The organism is Kitasatospora sp. NRRL B-11411 (assembly GCF_000721345.1).
GTDB lineage: Bacteria > Actinomycetota > Actinomycetes > Streptomycetales > Streptomycetaceae > Kitasatospora > Kitasatospora cineracea.
Genome location: NZ_JOGH01000022.1, coordinates 66,722 through 84,031 on the forward strand (window position 1 = coordinate 66,722; position 17,310 = coordinate 84,031).

General features: G+C 74.1%; 14 protein-coding genes. 9 read left to right on the forward strand and 5 right to left on the reverse strand.

Going from position 1 to position 17,310, the window contains the following annotated elements:
• Positions 1 to 82: 82 nt before the first annotated feature.
• The gene (locus IH44_RS0113575) at positions 83 to 904 is read left to right on the forward strand and encodes an MBL fold metallo-hydrolase (protein WP_030459769.1); all 822 of its coding nucleotides are present in this window, start codon (positions 83 to 85) and stop codon (positions 902 to 904) included.
• A gap of 172 nt (positions 905 to 1,076) precedes the next feature.
• Here IH44_RS0113575 and IH44_RS0113580 read toward each other — a convergent pair whose 3' ends face one another.
• Together IH44_RS0113580 and IH44_RS0113585 are read right to left on the reverse strand one after the other, a co-directional pair.
• Positions 1,077 to 2,048, reverse strand: a complete 972-nt coding sequence (locus tag IH44_RS0113580; RefSeq protein ID WP_030459770.1) for an acetylxylan esterase — start codon at positions 2,046 to 2,048, stop codon at positions 1,077 to 1,079.
• 84 nt (positions 2,049 to 2,132) lie between these two features.
• Positions 2,133 to 2,924: a FadR/GntR family transcriptional regulator gene (locus tag IH44_RS0113585; RefSeq protein ID WP_030459771.1), complete on the reverse strand. Its 792-nt coding sequence runs from the start codon at positions 2,922 to 2,924 to the stop codon at positions 2,133 to 2,135.
• A gap of 194 nt (positions 2,925 to 3,118) precedes the next feature.
• Here IH44_RS0113585 and IH44_RS0113590 point away from each other — a divergent pair, with 194 nt between their 5' ends.
• The 7 genes from IH44_RS0113590 to IH44_RS0113620 all read left to right on the forward strand — a co-directional run bounded on the left by IH44_RS0113590 (position 3,119) and on the right by IH44_RS0113620 (position 11,572).
• Positions 3,119 to 4,729, forward strand: a complete 1,611-nt coding sequence (locus IH44_RS0113590) for an ABC transporter substrate-binding protein (protein WP_030459772.1) — start codon at positions 3,119 to 3,121, stop codon at positions 4,727 to 4,729.
• A gap of 103 nt (positions 4,730 to 4,832) precedes the next feature.
• Positions 4,833 to 5,783 (forward strand): ABC transporter permease, encoded by a 951-nt coding sequence (locus tag IH44_RS0113595; RefSeq protein ID WP_030459773.1) that lies wholly within the window; start codon positions 4,833 to 4,835, stop codon positions 5,781 to 5,783.
• A 2-nt stretch (positions 5,784 to 5,785) separates the two neighbouring features.
• A complete protein-coding gene (locus IH44_RS0113600; RefSeq protein ID WP_030459774.1) occupies positions 5,786 to 7,732 on the forward strand; it encodes a dipeptide/oligopeptide/nickel ABC transporter permease/ATP-binding protein in 1,947 nt (648 codons plus the stop codon).
• Positions 7,729 to 8,748, forward strand: a complete 1,020-nt coding sequence (locus IH44_RS0113605; RefSeq protein ID WP_051816862.1) for an ABC transporter ATP-binding protein — start codon at positions 7,729 to 7,731, stop codon at positions 8,746 to 8,748. The genes IH44_RS0113600 and IH44_RS0113605 overlap by 4 nt, the downstream gene beginning before the upstream one ends.
• Positions 8,745 to 9,668 carry a dihydrodipicolinate synthase family protein gene (locus tag IH44_RS0113610; RefSeq protein WP_030459776.1) on the forward strand — a complete coding sequence of 308 codons (924 nt, stop codon included), beginning with the start codon at positions 8,745 to 8,747 and terminating at the stop codon, positions 9,666 to 9,668. The genes IH44_RS0113605 and IH44_RS0113610 overlap by 4 nt, the downstream gene beginning before the upstream one ends.
• A gap of 95 nt (positions 9,669 to 9,763) precedes the next feature.
• Positions 9,764 to 10,663, forward strand: a complete 900-nt coding sequence (locus tag IH44_RS0113615; protein WP_030459777.1) for an ROK family protein — start codon at positions 9,764 to 9,766, stop codon at positions 10,661 to 10,663.
• Positions 10,664 to 10,864: 201 nt separating this feature from the next.
• A complete protein-coding gene (locus IH44_RS0113620) occupies positions 10,865 to 11,572 on the forward strand; it encodes an N-acetylmannosamine-6-phosphate 2-epimerase (protein WP_030459778.1) in 708 nt (235 codons plus the stop codon).
• A 125-nt stretch (positions 11,573 to 11,697) separates the two neighbouring features.
• On the opposite strand, the gene IH44_RS0113625 is transcribed toward IH44_RS0113620, so the two are convergent.
• The gene (locus IH44_RS0113625; RefSeq protein WP_030459779.1) at positions 11,698 to 12,354 is read right to left on the reverse strand and encodes a hypothetical protein; all 657 of its coding nucleotides are present in this window, start codon (positions 12,352 to 12,354) and stop codon (positions 11,698 to 11,700) included.
• Between the two features lie 288 nt (positions 12,355 to 12,642).
• Here IH44_RS0113625 and IH44_RS42765 point away from each other — a divergent pair, with 288 nt between their 5' ends.
• Complete coding sequence (locus IH44_RS42765) at positions 12,643 to 14,454, forward strand: exo-alpha-sialidase (RefSeq protein WP_051816864.1); 1,812 nt, start codon at positions 12,643 to 12,645, stop codon at positions 14,452 to 14,454.
• A 120-nt stretch (positions 14,455 to 14,574) separates the two neighbouring features.
• On the opposite strand, the gene IH44_RS0113635 is transcribed toward IH44_RS42765, so the two are convergent.
• Positions 14,575 to 15,336: a FadR/GntR family transcriptional regulator gene (locus tag IH44_RS0113635; RefSeq protein ID WP_051816865.1), complete on the reverse strand. Its 762-nt coding sequence runs from the start codon at positions 15,334 to 15,336 to the stop codon at positions 14,575 to 14,577.
• A 206-nt stretch (positions 15,337 to 15,542) separates the two neighbouring features.
• A complete protein-coding gene (locus IH44_RS44220; RefSeq protein ID WP_051816866.1) occupies positions 15,543 to 17,087 on the reverse strand; it encodes an MFS transporter in 1,545 nt (514 codons plus the stop codon).
• Positions 17,088 to 17,310: the final 223 nt, after the last annotated feature.

Here is a 17,310-nt window from a genome sequence, read left to right on the forward strand (position 1 = left end):
CTTAACCTAACGACCGTTCGCTATTAACGATCGGTCGTTCGCTATCTCCCGTGGCGGACGGCCACTCCCCCGAGGAGGGGACGTGCGGATCCACCATCTCAACTGCGGTTCACTGCGCACCGTCGAGCACCGGGGCGAGCACCGTCCGGCGGTCTGCCACTGCCTGCTGCTGGAGACCGACCGGGACGGCCTGGTCCTGGTCGACACCGGGCTCGGCACCGCCGACGTCGCCGACCCCGAGCGCACCCTGGGGCCCGAGTTCCGAGGCCGCGCCCAACCCGCGCTCGACCTCGCGGAGACGGCCCTGCACCGGGTCCGCGCACTCGGCCACGATCCGCGCGACGTCCGGCACGTCCTGCTCACCCACCTCGACCTCGACCACGCCGGCGGCCTGCCGGACTTCCCCGACGCCGAGGTCCACCTGCTGGCGGCCGAGCAGCGCGCCGCGCTCGGCACCCCCGGCCCGCACCCCGAGGACCGGATCCGCTACCGCCCCGCCCACTGGGCGCACCGCCCCCGGTGGACGGCCCACCGGCCCGCCTCCGCGGACCCCTGGTTCGGATTCGACGCCGTCCGCCCGCTGCCGCGCCTCGCCGATGACCTGGCGCTCGTCCCGCTCGGCGGGCACAGCGCCGGACACGCCGCGGTCGCGGTCCGGGACCGCGCCGCCGGGCGCTGGCTGCTGCACTGCGGGGACGCCTACTACTTCCACCGCGAGATCGACCCGGACCGGCCCGAGACCCACCCCGGCATGGACGTCCTGCAGCAGCTCACCGAGGTCGACCGGCCGCTGCGCCTGGGCAACCAGGCCCGGCTGCGCGAACTGGTCCGCGAACACGGCGGGCGGGTCGTGCCCTTCAGCGCCCACGACCCCTGGGAGTACGCCCGCCTGGCGGGGAAGTAGCGGACCGGCCCGCGCAGCGCCCAGCCGGGCGCCGGGCCACCGGCCCGCGCAGCGCCCAGCCCCAGGCGCCGGGCCACCGGTCCGCGTGCGGCGCGAGGCCCTGTCCGGTCGGTCCGGTCGGGTCAGCGCGCGGCGGCGCACACCCGGCAGGACCTGCCGGACCGGGCTCCGGTCAGCCGATCCGCTCGTGCAGCCAGGCCAGCTTCGCCGCCAGGTGGACCTCGCCGCCGCCCTCGTGGCCGTTGAACTCGTAGACGCGCAGCGACTTCTCGCCGGGGTGGGCGTGGTAGGCGGCGAAGCAGCCGGAGGGCGGGCAGATCGGGTCCATCATGGCGATGGAGAACAGGGCGGGGGCCTGGATGCGGGCGGCGAGCAGGGCGGCGTCGAAGTAGGCGAGGGTGGCGAAGGTGCGGGTGGTGCGGTCGCGGTGCAGGCGCAGGTACTCGGCGATCTCGGTGAACGGGGGCTGCGGGGCGGTGCGGACGCCGCGCGGGAAGTCGCAGAGGAAGGGGACGTCCGGGAGGACGCCGGCCAGCGGGCCGTCGGTGAGTGCGGCCGCCGCGAGGGAGATGCCGCCGCCCTGGCTGATGCCGGTGACGGCGATCCGGGCCGGGTCGACCTGCGGGAGGGTGCGGGCGGCGGCCAGGAAGCGGACGGCGTCGGTGTAGACCCGGCGGTAGTAGTAGTCGTCGGGGTGGTCGAGGCCGCGGGTGAGGAATCCGGGGACGGCGCCCGCGAGTTGGGGGGCGGGGTCGTCGGTGCGGCCGGGGGCGGCGGACCAGCCCTGGCCGCGGGTGTCCATGACCAGGTGGGCGTAGCCGGCGCAGGCGTAGGTGAGGTTCTCGTGCGGGAGTCCGGCGCCGCGGCCGTAGCCGAGGTACTCGACCACGCAGCCGAGCGGGCCGCTCGCCCCGGCGGGGAGGTGGAGCCGGCCGTGGACGGGGTGGCCGCCGAAGCCGGGGACGGTGAGCTCGTAGGTGTCGACCAGGGCGAGGCCGTTGGGGACGGGGGTGAGGTCGGGGCGCTGGACGGCGGGGCCGGCTTCGGCGAGGGTGCGCTGCCAGAAGGCGTCCAGGTCGGCGGGTTCGGGCAGGTGCGGGCGGTAGGCGAGGCACTCGTCGAGGGTGAGGTCGGTGAGCGGCACGGATGTCTCCGGGAGGGGGCGCGGTGGCGGGGAGCACCCGGATCGTAGGTCAGACATCAGATGTCTGTCGACCTGCCTGAGGGGTCAGGGCCGGTTGGCGACGGCCTCCGCGCGGGCGGCGGCGATCCGGCGGCGGACCGGGACGTAGTGCCGGCGCACGGCCTCGGTGAAGCGGCGGGCGTCGCCGATCCGCAGCGCCTCGACCATGGCGCGGTGGGCCTCGACGGTGTCGGCCTCGTCCTGCGCGGTGACGATGTTCAGGTGCGGGGCGACCACCGCGTGCACCTCCCAACAGGCCGAGGAGAGCTGGGCGACCAGCTCGTTGGCGAGCGGCTGGAGCAGCAGCGCGTGGAAGCTGCGGTCGGCCGCCACGATGTCCTGTCCGAGCCGCAGCCGAAGCTCCATCTCCCCCACCAGGTCGGCGAGTTGCTCCAGGTGGACGGGGAGCAGCGCGTCGATGATCCGGCCCGCCATGGCGCGCTCGAACAGCTCCCGGACGTCGACCAGGTCGGAGAGCACCCGGAAGTCGTCGTCGGGGCTGAGCAGGCCGCGGAAGCTGAGGCTCTCGACCAGGGCGGAGAGGCTGAGCCGGCCGACGAAGGTGCCGTGGCCGTGCCGGACCTGGACGATGTCCAGCGCGTCCAGCACCTTGATCGCCTCGCGGACGCTGGAGCGGCCGGCGCCGAAGATCTCGCAGAGCTCGTTCTCGCTGGGCAGCGGATCCCCGGGCTTGAGGCGGCCGCGCAGGATGTACGCCTTGATCTGGTCCACCACCGGCGACTTCGCCGGGCCGGGTCCGGGGCGGAATGCCCAGGTCGGCGGGTCGGCCCGGCGTTGCGGGCCGTTGCCGAATCGTGAACCTGCGGCGGTCGTCATCCCTTGACCCTCCCCTGTGGCGGCGGCTACGTTCACACCCTAACAGCTCAGACATCAGATGTCTGATGACGGATGAGCTGTCTCTCTCCTGCTCGATCCGCCCGGGATTCCGACCCGGCACCCCCTCGCGGTTCCGTTGTCCGGACCGCGAGGTGACACCCCCTCACCCCGCACTCCCCCCACAAGGAGCTCCCGTGCTGGAACGGACGTCCAAGGAAGTCGACCGCCGCGGCTTCCTGCGCCTGGTCGGCGCCCTCACCACCGCCACCGCGATCGCCGGTTCGGTCGCCGCCTGCGGCGGCCCGTCCTCCACCGCCGCGGGCTCCACCTCGGGCGGCGACGCCAAGGGCGGCGGCAACGGCACCATCGAGGCCGGCATCTCGTACGCGCTGTCCACCGGCTTCGACCCGATGACCTCCTCCGGCGCCACCCCCGTGGCCGCCAACCTGCACGTCTTCGAGGGCCTGGTCGACCTCGACCCGGCCACCCGCGAGCCGTACGCGGCGCTCGCCACCGCGATGCCGCAGCAGGTCGACGACACCACCTGGCGGGCGCAGCTGCGCTCCGGCGCGACCTTCCACGACGGCTCGCCGGTCACCGCCGAGGACGTGGTGTTCTCCTTCAGCCGGATCCTCGACCCGGCCAACTCCTCGCTGATCGTGCAGTTCCTGCCGTTCCTGGACACCGTCACCGCGGTGGACGCCAGTACCGTGGAGTTCAAGCTCAAGTACGCGTTCCCGCTGTTCGCCACCCGCATCTCGGTGGTCAAGGTCGTCCCGAAGAAGGTCGTCGAGGCCGACCAGAAGGCGTTCGACGCCAAGCCCACCGGCTCCGGCCCGTACAAGGTGGTCGAGGCGACCCGGCAGGACAAGATCGCCTTCCAGCGGCACGACGCCTACAACGGCCCGCGCCCGGCCAAGGCCGCGACCATGGTGTGGCGGCTGACCTCCGACCCGACCGCCCGGGTCTCCTCGCTGGTCTCCGGCCGGGTGCAGGCGATCGAGGACGTGCCGTACGTCGACGTGGCCGGGCTGAAGGGCAAGGCCGTCACCGAGTCGGTGGAGAGCTTCGGCAACCTGTTCCTGATGTTCAACTTCGCCCGCAAGCCGTTCGACGACAAGCGGGTGCGCCAGGCGCTGCACTACGCGCTGGACGTCGACAAGATCGTCACCACCGCGATGTACGGCAACGGCACCGCCTCCACCAGCTACCTGCAGCCCAGCCACCCCGACTACCACAAGGCCGCCACCGTCTACGGGCACGACCCGGAGAAGGCCAAGGCGCTGCTCGCGGAGGCCGGGGCGAGCGGACTGTCCGTCACCCTGCTGACCACCAACACCGGCTGGGTCAACGACATCGCGCCGCTGATCAAGGAGAGCTGGGACGCGGTCGGTGTGAAGACCACGCTGGACATCGGCGACTCCTCCGGCCAGTACAAGAAGGTCGACGCGGGCGACTTCGGCGTGATGGCCGCGCCCGGCGACCCGTCGGTGTTCGGCAACGACGTCGACCTGCTGCTGCGCTGGTTCTACGGCGAGGGCGTGTGGACCACCAAGCGCTTCCGCTGGGCCGGCTCGCCCGAGGACCAGCAGGTGCGCGGCCTGCTCGACCAGGCCGCCCGGACCGGCGACGCGGCGGCCCGCAGCGCGCTGTGGAACCAGGTGATCGACCTGGTCGCCGAACAGGCCGTGCTGTACCCGGTGGTGCACCGCAAGCTGCCCACCGCGTGGAACGACAAGAAGCTGGCCGGCTTCAAGCCGCTGCCCACCACCGGCCTGTCCTTCCTCGGCGTCTCCGCCGCCTAGCCGGCCCGCCGCACAGGCGCCCCGCGCCCGCTTGACCGGCGCCGGGGCCCGGACCGCCGCACCGGCCGGCCCCCGGCGCCTCCCTCCTCCCTAGGACTTCCCCATGCTCGTATTCCTCCGGCTCGCGCTGCGGCGGCTCGCCATGCTGCCGGTGATGGTCCTCGGCGTGACCCTGCTGGTCTTCGTGGTGCTCCAGTTCTCGCCCGCCGACCCGGCGTACAACGCCCTCGGCGACGGCGCCTCGGAGCAGGCCCGGCAGGCGTTCGCCGCCGCCAACGGCCTCGACGACCCGCTGCCGGTGCGCTACGTCCGCTTCCTCGGCGACCTGCTGCACGGCAACCTCGGGGTGACCGTGCCGCCCAGCACGCCCGTCTCGGACCGGATCGCCACCGCGTTCCCGCTGACCCTGCAACTCACCCTGCTCGGCCTGGCCATCGCGATCGTGCTGGCGCTCGCCCTCGGCATCACCGGCGCGCTGTACCGCGACCGCTGGCCCGACCAGCTGACCCGGGTGCTGTCCATCTCCGGCGTCGCCATCCCGTCGTTCTGGCTCGGCATCGTGCTGATCCAGGAACTCGCCCTGAACCGCTCGATCCTGCCGACCGGCGGCTACGTCAACCCGGCCGACTCGCTGGGCGGTTGGTTCAAGACGATGATCCTGCCCGCCGTCTCGCTGGCGATCCCGGTGGCCGCCGGACTGGCCCGGCTGGTGCGCACCTCGATGGTCGCCGAACTCGACCGCGACTACGTGCGCACCGCGACCGGCAACGGCCTGCCGCGCTCCGTGGTGATCCGCGGCGTGCTGCGCAACGCGCTGGTGACGCCGCTGACGGTGCTGGGCCTGCGGGTCGGCTACCTGCTGTCCGGCGCCGTGGTGATCGAGACCATCTTCGACCTGCCCGGCATGGGCAAGCTGATCCTCGAAGGCGTCACCGGCGGCGACGTCGCCCTGGTGCAGGGCACGGTGCTGACCATCGCGGTGGTCTTCCTCGCCGTCAACGTCCTCGTCGACCTGCTCGTCCTGCTCGTCAACCCCCGTGTCAGGACGGTGTGATCATGCGTATCGGACTCCTGCGCTCGCTGGCCCGGCCCGGCATCGCCTTCCGCCGGCTGCCGCTCGCCTCCCGGATCGCCCTCGGCGTGCTGCTGCTGGTGCTGTGCGCGGCCGCCCTCGGCCCGCTGTTCACCCAGGACCCGCTGGCCACCGGCCTGCCGGTGCAACCCCCCAGCGGCGCCCACTGGTTCGGCACCGACCGGGCCGGGCGCGACGTGTTCGCCCGGGTGGTCGGCGGCGCCCGCTACTCGCTGGTGATCGGCCTCGGCGCGACCCTGGTCGCGCTGCTGCTCGGCAGCGTGCTCGGCGCGTTCGCCGCCACCTCCCGCAAGGCCGGCGACGAGGGCGTGATGCGCACCCTCGACGTGGTGATGGCCTTCCCGCCGATCGCGCTGGCCGCCGTGCTGGTCACCATCTTCGGCACCAGCGTGCCGATCCTGGTGTGCACCATCGCCTTCGTCTACGTGCCGATGCTGACCCGGGTGGTGCGCGCCAACGTCCAGTCCCAGTACGGCGAGGACTACGTGGCCGCCGAACAGGTGATCGGCGCCCGGCGCGGCTGGATCGTGCTGCGGCACGTCGCCGTCAACTGCGCCGCGCCCGTCGCGGTGTTCGCCACCGTGCTGGTCGCCGAGGCGATCATCTTCGAGGCCAGCCTGTCCTTCCTCGGCGCCGGCGTGCAGCAGCCCAACCCGAGCTGGGGCAACGTGCTCGCCTACGGGCAGCAGATCCTGCTGGCCGGCGGCTGGTGGGCGACGCTCTTCCCCGGCCTGGCGATCCTGGTCACCGTGCTGGCGCTGAACGTGCTCGCCGAGGGCCTCACCGACGCCACCGCCTCGCCCGCCAAGTCCGCTCCGGTGCAAGGTGGTTCGGAGCCCGCCGCGGCCGCCGTCGAGCCCGAGGACGCGCGGGTCTCCGCCGCGCTGGAGGTGCTCGCCGAGCGGATCGCCGACCGGCCCAGCCCGGTGGCGCCCGTCCCGGACGACGCGCCCGAGCTGCTCGCGGTGCGCGACCTGTCGATCCGCTTCCCCGACCGCTACGGCGAGGTCGCCGTCGTCGACGGCCTGTCCTTCACCGTCCGGCAGGGCGAGACCCTGGGCCTGGTCGGCGAGTCCGGCTGCGGCAAGTCGATCACCTCGCTCGCCGTGATGGGCCTGCTGGCCCGCAACGCCGAGGTCTCCGGCCGGATCGAGTACCGCGGCCGGGACCTGCTCACCCTGGACGCCAAGGAGCGCCGCGCGCTGGCCGGCCCCGAGATCGCCATGGTCTACCAGGACGCGCTCTCCTCGCTCAACCCGTCCGTGCTGGTCGGCCGGCAGCTGCGCCAACTCACCTCCCGCGGCGGCACCAAGACGCCCGCCGAACTGCTCGAACTGGTCGGCCTCTCCCCCGAACGCACCCTGCGCTCCTACCCGCACGAGCTCTCCGGCGGCCAGCGCCAGCGCGTCCTGATCGCCATGGCGCTCTCCCGCGACCCGAAGCTGCTGATCGCCGACGAGCCGACCACCGCGCTCGACGTCACCGTGCAGGCCCAGGTCGTCGAACTGCTGGTCCGGCTGCGCGAGGAGCTCGGCTTCGCCATGGTGCTGGTCTCCCACGACCTCGCCCTGGTCGGCGACCTGGCCCACCGGGTGGCCGTCATGTACGCCGGTCAGCTCGCCGAACTCGGCGACACCGACGCCCTGTTGACCGACCCCGCGCACCACTACACCCGCGGCCTGCTCGGCTCGGTGGTCTCCCTGGAGGCCGGGTCCGAGCGCCTGCACCAGATCCGCGGCGTGGTGCCCGCCCCGCAGCGCTTCAACTCCGGCTGCCGGTTCGCCACCCGCTGCGCCGCCGCCACCGAACTGTGCCGCACCACCCCGCCGCAGGCCGCCGACCGCTCCGCCGGCCACGCCTTCGCCTGCCACCACCCGGCGGCCGACCGCCTCGAAGGGAGCCTGCGATGACAACTCCGGTACTGAGTCCCGTGCTGAACCCCGTGCCGAGTCCCGTCCTGAGCCTGGAGGGTGTGCACGTCCGCCACCGGGCCCGCAGCGGCGGCCTGTTCAAGCGGGACGCGGTGCACGCCCTGACCGACGCCAACCTGACCGTCGGCAAGGGCGAGATCCTCGGCCTGGTCGGCGAGTCCGGCTGCGGGAAGTCCACCCTGGCACGGGTGTTGACCGGCCTGCAGCGCCCCACCGAGGGCACCGTCGCCTTCCGCGGCGAGGACCTGTGGGCGCTGCCCGGCAGCCGGCGCCGCCGCGAGTTCGGCTCCAGCGTCGGCATGGTGTTCCAGGACGCCTCCACCGCGCTCAACCCGCGACTGCCGATCGGCCGGATCCTGCGCGACCCGCTGGACGTCCACCGGCGCGGCACCCCCGCCGAACGCGAGTCCCGCGTCGAGGAGTTGCTCGACCTGGTCGGCCTGCCCGGCCACGTGGTGCGCAACCTGCCCGGCCAGCTCTCCGGCGGCCAGCGCCAACGCGTCGCCATCGCACGGGCGTTGGCCCTGGAGCCGGAGATCGTGGTCGCCGACGAGCCGACCAGCGCGCTGGACGTCTCGGTCCGCGCCCAGGTCCTCAACCTGCTGGTCGACCTGCGCGAACGCCTGGGCCTGGGCATGGTGTTCATCTCGCACGACATCCAGACCGTCCGCTACCTGGCCGACCGGCTGGCCGTGCTCTACCTCGGCCGGGTGGTCGAGGAGGGCCGCGCCGAACAGGTCGCCGCCGCGCCCGCCCACCCGTACACCCGGGCCCTGCTCTCCGCCACCCCCAGCCTGCTGGAGGACACCGAGCGGATCGTCCTGCACGGCCCCGTCCCCTCCGCCACCAACCCGCCGACCGGCTGCCCGTTCCGCACCCGCTGCTGGAAGGCCGACGACGCCTGCGCCACCGCGTTCCCCGCCGCCGACGGCGACGACGCGCGGCGCTGGCACTGCGTCCACCCCGAGATCACCCCCGCAAGGAGCACGTCATGACCGCCCGCCGCCCCGCCTTCTCCGGCGTCGTCCCGCCCGTCGTCACCCCGCTCACCGCCGACGGCGACATCGACGTCCCCTCGCTGGAGCGCCTGGTCGGCTTCCTGCTGGAGGGCGGCGTGGACGGCCTGTTCGCGCTCGGCAGCTCCAGCGAGACCGCCTACCTCACCGAGGCCCAGCGCACCCGCGTCCTGGAGGTCGTGATCGGCGCGAACGCCGGCCAGGTCCCGGTGATCGCCGGCTGCATCGAGACCACCACCAACCGGGTGATCGAACGGGCCGCCATCTCACGGGAGTCGGGCGCGGACGCGGTGGTCGCCACCGCCCCGTTCTACACCCGCACCCACCCCGTGGAGATCGAACGGCACTTCCGCGAGATCGCGGCCGCCGCCGAACTCCCGCTGTTCGCCTACGACATCCCGGTCTGCGTGCACAACAAGCTGGACACCGCGATGCTGCTCCGGCTGGCCGCGGACGGCGTGCTGGCCGGCGTCAAGGACTCCTCCGGCGACGACGTCGCCTTCCGCTACCTGTGCCTGGGCGCACGGGAGTTGCCCGAGTTCGCGGTCCTCACCGGCCACGAGGTGGTGGTCGACGGCGCGCTGCTCGGCGGCGCCGACGGCGTCGTCCCCGGCCTCGGCAACGTCGACCCGCACGGCTACCGCCGCCTCGCCGACCACGCCGCCGCCGGCGACTGGGCCGCCGCCGCAGCCGAACAGGACCGGCTGGCCCGGCTGTTCGAGATCGTCACCGTCGCCAAGGACACCTCCGGCACCGCCGCGGGCCTCGGCGCCTTCAAGACCGCGCTGATGCTGCGCGGCATCATCACCACCAACGCGATGAGCACCCCCATGACCGCGTACGACGCCGAGCAGACCGCCGCCGTCGCCGCCCTCCTCGACCGGGCCGGGCTGCGTTGACCCCCACCACCGGGGACGTGGCGGCCGGGGACGTTGCGGCCGGGGCCGTGGCAGCCGGTGGCGTTGCGGCCAGGGGCGTTGCAGCCGGGGCCGGGGTGGCCGTGGTGGCCGGGGTGGACATCGGCGGGACGAAGACCTCCGCCGCGCTGGTCGGGCCGGACGGCGCGGTCGGGCCGGTCGTCACCGTGCCGACGCCCGCCGCCGAGGGGCCGGCCGCGGTGCTGGCGGCGGTGGCCGGGGCGGTCCGGTCCCTCGGCGGCGAGCCGGCGGCGGTCGGGGTCGGCAGTGCGGGCGTGATCGATCCGGTGCGCGGCCGGGTCGTCTCGGCGACCGACGCGATGCCGGGCTGGGCGGGGACCGAACTCCGTTCCGGGCTGGAGCAGTTGCTCGGCCTGCCGGTCGCCGTCGACAACGACGTGCACGCGCACGCCCTCGGCGAGGCGTGGACGGGGGCCGCGCGCGGCGCCCGCTGCGTGCTGCTGGTCGCGGTCGGGACGGGCGTCGGCGGGTCGCTGCTGATCGACGGCCGGGTCCACCACGGCGCCCGGCAGGTCGCCGGGCACCTCGGCCACCTCGCCGTCCCCGCCGCCACCGGCCTGCCCTGCACCTGCGGCGGCACCGGCCACGTCGAGGCGGTCGCCGCCGGGCCCGCCCTGCACGCCGCGTACCGCCGCGCGGGCGGCTCCCCGGACGTCCCCGACCTGCGGGCCGTCGCCGCCCTCGCCGCGGCCGGCGACGACCTCGCCACCCGCGTCCTGGCCACCGGCGCCCAAGCCCTCGGCCAGGCGATCGGCGGCCTCGCCAACGTCCTCGACCCGGACCTCGTCCTGATCGGCGGCGGCGTCGCCCACTGCGGCCCGCCCTGGTGGGACCCGCTGCGCGCCGCCTTCGCCGCCGAACTCCTCCCCCCGCTCGCCGAACTCCCGCTCACCCCCTGCGCCCTGGGCCCCACCGCCGCGATCGTCGGCGCGGCCCGCCTGGCCACGACGGGCTAAGGAGAGCCCCGCCAGGGGCTCGGGGAACGGCGAGCCCGGGTCTGCTGACGGTGCACTGCCGTTGCGCGCATCTGCTTCCGGTTCCGTTCACTGCGCGCAGCAGCACGAACCTCCGATGGGCTCCGGCCACCAGCAGCACGGACTCGCCGTTCCCCTGGCCCCTGAATACCCTCCCGCCATTCCCCTTACTGGAGCCTGTTCATGACTTCCCATCAACTCCCCTCCCCCATCGAAAGGTTGCGCGGCCGCCTGGTCGTCTCCTGTCAGGCGTACCCCGGCGAGCCGCTGCGCGACCCGGACGCGATGCGGCGGATGGCGCTCGCCGCGCTGGAGGGCGGGGCGGCCGGTATCCGGGCGCAGGGGCTGGCGGATCTGCGGGCGATCCGGGCCGCGACGGACGCGCCGCTGATCGGGCTCTGGAAGGACGGCGCGTCCGGGGTGGTGATCACTCCGACCGCCGAGCACGTCCGGCAGGTCGCGGCAACGGGGGCGGAGATCGTGGCCCTGGACGCAACCGCCCGCCCCCGGCCGGACGGGCGGCCGCTCGCGGAGTCGTTCGCGGCCGCCCGCGAGGCGGGCGCGCTGGTGATGGCGGACGTCGCGACCTTCGAGGAGGGTCTGCGCGCCGCCGAGTCGGGCGCCGACCTGGTGGGGACCACGCTCTCCGGCTACACCGACGACTCGCCCCATCTGCCCGGCCCGGACCTGGAGTTGGTGTCCCGGCTGGCCGCCGCCCTGGACGTCCCGGTGGTCGCCGAGGGCCGGATCCACACCCCCGCCCAGGCCGGGTCCGCGCTGGAGGCCGGCGCGTTCGCGGTCGTGGTGGGCACCGCGATCACCCACCCGACCACCCTGACCCGCTGGTTCGCCGCCGAGGTCGACGCCGCGCACCGGCCGCCGTCCCGCTGAGCCACCGTCCCGCCGTCCCGCTGAGCCGCTGAGCCGCTGAGCCGCTGAGCCGCTGAGCCACCGTCCCGCCGTCCCGCTGAGCCGCTGAGCCGCCGAGTGCTCCGTCACCGCCCCCGGCTGCCGGATCAGCTCTCCGGAGCGGGCTCCCCGACCTGGTAGATCCGCCGGTCGAGTTGCTCCTCCGCCCAGGCGAGGTCGGCCCGGAGGTCGAGCCAGACCTGGTCCTTGCGCTGCCCGGGCCGGTCGAGGCGGACGGCGACCCAGCTGAAGACGCCGGTGAGGATCTCGCGCCGGCGTCCGGGCGCGGTCACGGCCAGCGCGAAGGGGACCGCGAGCCCGGCCCTGGTGACGACGATGCGCTGCTCGTCCTCGGGGCTGCGCCGGCCGCCGGTGCGGAAGCCGGGCTTGCCGGTGGTCTTGACCCACTCCACCACCGATCCGGGGACCTGCTGGGTCAGGCAGCGGGCGAGGGAGTCGCGGACCGTCGCGGCCGGGTCGTCGCCGAGCCAGCCGAGCCAGTGGTCGGGGTCGGTGAGGTGGTGGAGGTCGTCCACGGGCCGCCCGTGCCGCGGGTTCTCCCGGTACTCGCCGGTCAGTTTCCCGTCCGGGCCGACCAGCCAGTATCCGTGGACCGCCTCGCCCGGCACGAAGCCGTCGGGGTCGTCGACGTACTCGGGGTCGATCACCGCGACCGATCCGCCGGGGTTGGCGGCCGCCTGCGCGACGAGCGCGGCCGGGGGCGAGGCCAGGATCCGCTGCCGCTCCGCCTCGATGTCCTTCATGGTGTCGCCGTCCTCTCGTCCGGGTTCGCCTGCGCCCGGCATGTTCGCACACCCTTCGGACGGTCCGGCCGCACCCCCCACCCCGGACATCAGATGTCTTACGTCAGACCCCTTGACCACCACCCGCCGTTCTCCCTAGGGTCGTTGACCAGACATCAGATGTCCTGACTCCGATGTCTCGGCTCCCTCCGCCCGTCCGCCGACCGGCCACCCCTGCGCGGCCCCCACGCCCGCGCCCCGGCCGGTCGGCGGACGCGGACTCCCCCTCGGACGATTGCGAGCACCCCCGTGGCCCTCTCCCCTCCGCACGCCCGCGCCTTCCTCTCGGTCGGCGCCCTCACCCTGGCCGCGCTCCCGCTGGGCGCGGCCACCGCGTCCGCCGCAGCCCCGGTCGGCCAGTCGGCCGTGGTCAGCCAGGACTGCGCCTCCGGCGGCCGGATCCAGCAGACGGTGGTGAACAACACCGCCACCCCCACCACCTTCACCCTCACCTGGCCGGGCAACGGCACCTGGACGGCGACCGTCGCGGCCTTCGACTCCTCGCACTTCTACTTCACCAAGCCGTCCGGCACCGCCTACACCTTCCGCACCACCACCCCGCAGGGCTACGACAACACCGTCAGCGGCACCCTGGACTGCTCGAACGCGCTGGACGCCAACGTCAGCCTGGAGTGCCCGCGGAACGCCGACGGCTCACTGCCCGCGAGCCACCGCCTGCGGATCACCCTGGACAACCGCACCGCCGCCGCGCAGACCTTCACCGTCGCCTGGCCGGGCCGCACCAACTCGCCGTGGACGGTGAGCGTTCCGGCGATGTCCGGCGACTCCTCGCTGTACTGGACCCTCCCGAACGGCACCCCCTACACCTTCAACCTGACTGCCACCGGCAGCAGTTGGAGCAGCACCCAGTCCGGCACCGCGAACTGCGGCCTGGCGGCCGGCACCCCCGGCATGAACGCGCAGACCGTCCTCACCACCGCCACCCCGATCAGCGGCGTCAACACCCTTGCCGCCGACGGGGTTTCGTACACCACCACGACCACCACCGCGAAGTCGGTGCGGATCCCGGCGCTGGCCCAGACCGCGTCCGGCACGGTGATCGCCACCGCCGACGCCCGGATCGACGGCGGCGCCGACCTCGGCGGCGGAACGAACAACATCCAGGTGGCGATGGTCCGTTCGACCGACGGCGGGACGACCTTCTCGGCGCCCCGGATCATCGCCCACCCCGCGACCACCGCGGAGGGCTACGGCGACTCCAGCCTGCTGGTGGACCGGACCACCGGCCGGGTGTTCTGCTTCTTCACCTACTCGCCCAAGGTCGGCGTCGGCTACTACGGCTCCACCGCCGGCGACACCTCCGCCACCGCCACCACCAACACCCACGTCCGGTACGTCACCTCGGACGACGACGGCGCCACCTGGAGCGCCCCCGTCGACCTCAACCCGTCCGTCCGCGACGCGAGTTGGGCCGGCATGTTCGCCTCCTCCGGGCACGGCGTGCAGCTCGCCTCCGGCCGCCTGGTGCAGCCGATGGTCTACCACGACGCGGCGGGCGACCACGCGGCGAACCTCTACTCCGACGACCACGGCGCCAGTTGGCACTCCGGCGGCTCCGCGGCCACCGGCGTGAACGAGTCCAAGGCGATCCAGCGCAGCACCGGCAAGGTCGTCCAGAACATGCGCTCCAACGCGGGCGGCAACCGCTGGTACGCCACCACCTCCGGCGCCACCGACGTCGCCGGCGGCTTCGGCACCGCCTGGAACTCCGGCCTGCTGGACCCGGGTTGCAACGGCGACGAGATCTCCTACCTGCGCCCCACCGACACCGACGCCGCCGGCCACCCGCTGCTCAGCCCCACCGCCGTCCTCTCCAACACCGCCACCGCCAACAACACCACCCGCCAGGACCTCACCGTCCGCATCAGCCAGGACGACGGCGCCAGCTGGCCCCACCGCACCCTCCTCAAGGCCGGCCCCAGCGGCTACTCCAGCGCAGCGGTCCTCAACGACGGCACCGTGGCCGACCTGTACGAGATCGGCAGCACCGGCGGCATCGTGTACACCAACTTCACCACCGCCTGGGTGAGCGGTTCCTGACGCATCCCCAACTGGCTCCGTGCCCCCGGAAGTTCGCCCAGGCGAGCTCCGGGGGTTTCGGCCAGGGGTCCAGGGGTCGTCCGTCCGAGGTTCGGCGCACAGGGCGTCGAGGCCGGGACGTCAACTGCCGTTCTGTGCGGCGGCCTTGGCGTTGCGTTCGCGGGCGGCGGCAATGCGGCGGCGGGCCGGGCGGTAGTGGGCTTCGACGGCGCGGTCGAAGGCGAGCGGGTCGGCGGCGCGGACGGCGGCGACCACGGCGCGGTGGGCGTTGACGGTGTCGAGTTCGTCCTGCTTGGTGATGACGTGCAGGTGGGGGGCGACGATGCCGTAGACGTCCCAGCAGGCGGAGGAGAACTGGCTGATGATCTCGTTCTTGAGCGGTTCGACCAGCAGGGCGTGGAAGCGGCGGTCGATGCCGATGACGTCCTGGCCGGCCGCCAGTCCGGCCTCCATCTCGTCGACCAGTTCCTCCAGGCCGGTGATGTGGTCGGCGTGCAGGGTGTCCAGGATGCGCTGGGCCATGCCGCGTTCCAGCACCTCGCGGACGTCGACGAGTTCCTCCAGCACCTTGAAGTCGTCGTCGGGGCTGAGCAGTCCGCGGAAGGTCAGCCCCTCGACCAGGGCGGACATGCTGAGGCGGCCCACGTAGGTGCCGTGGCCGTGCCGGACCTCGACGATGTCCAGCGCGTCCAGCGTCTTGACGGCCTCGCGGACGCTGGAGCGGCTGGCGCCGAGCGCCTCGCACAGCTCGCCCTCGCTGGGCAGCAGGTCGCCGGGGCGCAGCCGGTTGTCGATGATGTACCGCTTGATCCGTTCGGCCACCTCGTGCCGGCGCAGCGGGCGCGGCGACGCGGCGCCCTTGGTGCGGATGGTCTCGGCCACCGGTGCTGTCCCCACTTCTCCGCTTCCCGGCGCGTTCCGCCGGGCGTTCCCCCGCGTGGCGTCGGGCCACGGGGGGCTGCCAGCCTACCAGTCCGGCTCGCGGACATCCGATGTCTGACCAGCAGGTGGGAAGGGGCCGGAGGCCGGGAGAGCCGGAGGCCGGGAGAGCCGGAGGCCGGGAGAGCCGGAGGCCGGGAGGGGCGGGGTCAGGACGGGTGGCGGTCGGCGAGGCGGTGCAGGCGGCCGGGGACGTCCAGGCCGATCAGCAGGACGACCAGCAGGCTGAGGCCGAAGGTGAGGACCGCCAGCGACTGGCCGAGCGGGCGGCCCTCGGCGAGGCGGGCGCCGAGCAGCGGGGCGACGGCGCCGCCGAGCGCGCCGACGTTGTAGACGAAACCGAGGCCGGAGGCGCGGCGTTCGACCGGCAGGTGGCTGCCCAGGTAGCGGGGCAGCAGGCCGGAGATGCCGAAGCTGGTGGCCTGGAGCAGGAACAGCAGCACGCCGAGCAGCAGCAGGTCGTCGTGCACGGCGAACACCGGGAAGACGAAGGCCAGCGACGCGGTGAGGGTGAGCGCGTAGGCCCGGGCCGGGCCGAACCGGTCGCCGGTGAACCCGGCCAGCACGCACCCGGCGGCCGTCCCGAACCCGGCCCAGAACAGCACGTCGCGGACCTGACCGGCGGTGTAGTGCAGCTCGGTCTTGAGGTAGGTGGGCAGCAGCGCCTGGATCGGCCAGGTGTACAGGAACCCGGCGAATACGGTGACGGTGAGCGCCAGGTACAGCACCCGGTGGCCGGGGCTGCCGAGCCGGACCGCGAGGGTGCCGAGCGCGCCCGCGGCGAACAGGGCGAGCGGCCAGGCGGCGTCCCCGGCCCGGCCGGTGAACAGCACCAGCAGCGCGCCGAAGGCCCCGGCGGCGAGCCCGAGGTGCAGCGCGGCCCGGCCGGCCGAGAACACCTCGACGGGGCGGGGGGCGTCCGGACCCCGGCTGCTCCCCCGCCCGGTCCCGGCGGGGCGGCGGGCGTCCGGGGCGTTCCCGGCGGGGCGGCCGGCGTCCGGGGCGTTCCGGAGCGGGCGGGTGAACAGCGGGCGGAACGGGTTGGGGCGGGCGGCGGTCTCGGCGATCGCCTCCTCCCAGTCCTCGGCCTCGGGCAGCGCGCGGCGCATCCACAGCGCGAACAGCGCGGGCAGCACGCCCAGGTAGAACATCCAGCGCCAGCCGAGCGCGGGCACCACCTGGCTGTAGACCTGCGCGGCGAGGACGGTCCCGATCGAGTACCCGGAGATCAGGAACCCGCTGGCCCGCCCGCGCATCCGTTCCGGCCAGCTCTCCATCACGTAGGTGGCGCTGGCGCTGTACTCCCCCGCCATCCCGAGCCCGACCACCAGCCGGGCCGCGTACAGCGCCCCGTAGCTTCCGGCGAGCCCGCAGGCCAACGTCCCGAGCGAGAACAGCAGGATGCTGGCGGTCATCGCGGCCCGCCGCCCGTACCGGTCGCCGAGCGCGCCGAGCAGCATCCCGCCGAGCCACCGGCTGACGAACGCGGCCGACACCAGCGAGGCGGCCTGCACGGCGTCCAGCCCGAACTCCGCCCGGACCTCGGTGAGCACCAGCGTGATCAGGACGAAGTCGAAGCCGTCCAGCACGTACCCGCCCCAGGCGGCGGCGAAGGCCGTCCAGCCGCGCCGCCCGACCTGCCGGTACCAGCGGGGCCGGCGGCGGGGGTCGGTGCGTCGCGGGGGTCGGTCCATCGCGGCAGGATATCCGGACGACTGGATTCCGCAATGGGTTCCGGTACGGGTCCCGGCGCAGGTCCCGGCGCCCGGGAGGCCCGCCGCCCGCCGCCCGCCGCCCACCGGGCCGCCGGACCGGTGGCGGCGACGACGGCCCCGAGCAGCAGCGCGGCCCCGGCCGCGAGCAGGGCCCGGCGGGTGCCGTCGGCGCCGGACGGCGACAGGTCGAGGACCGCGCCGA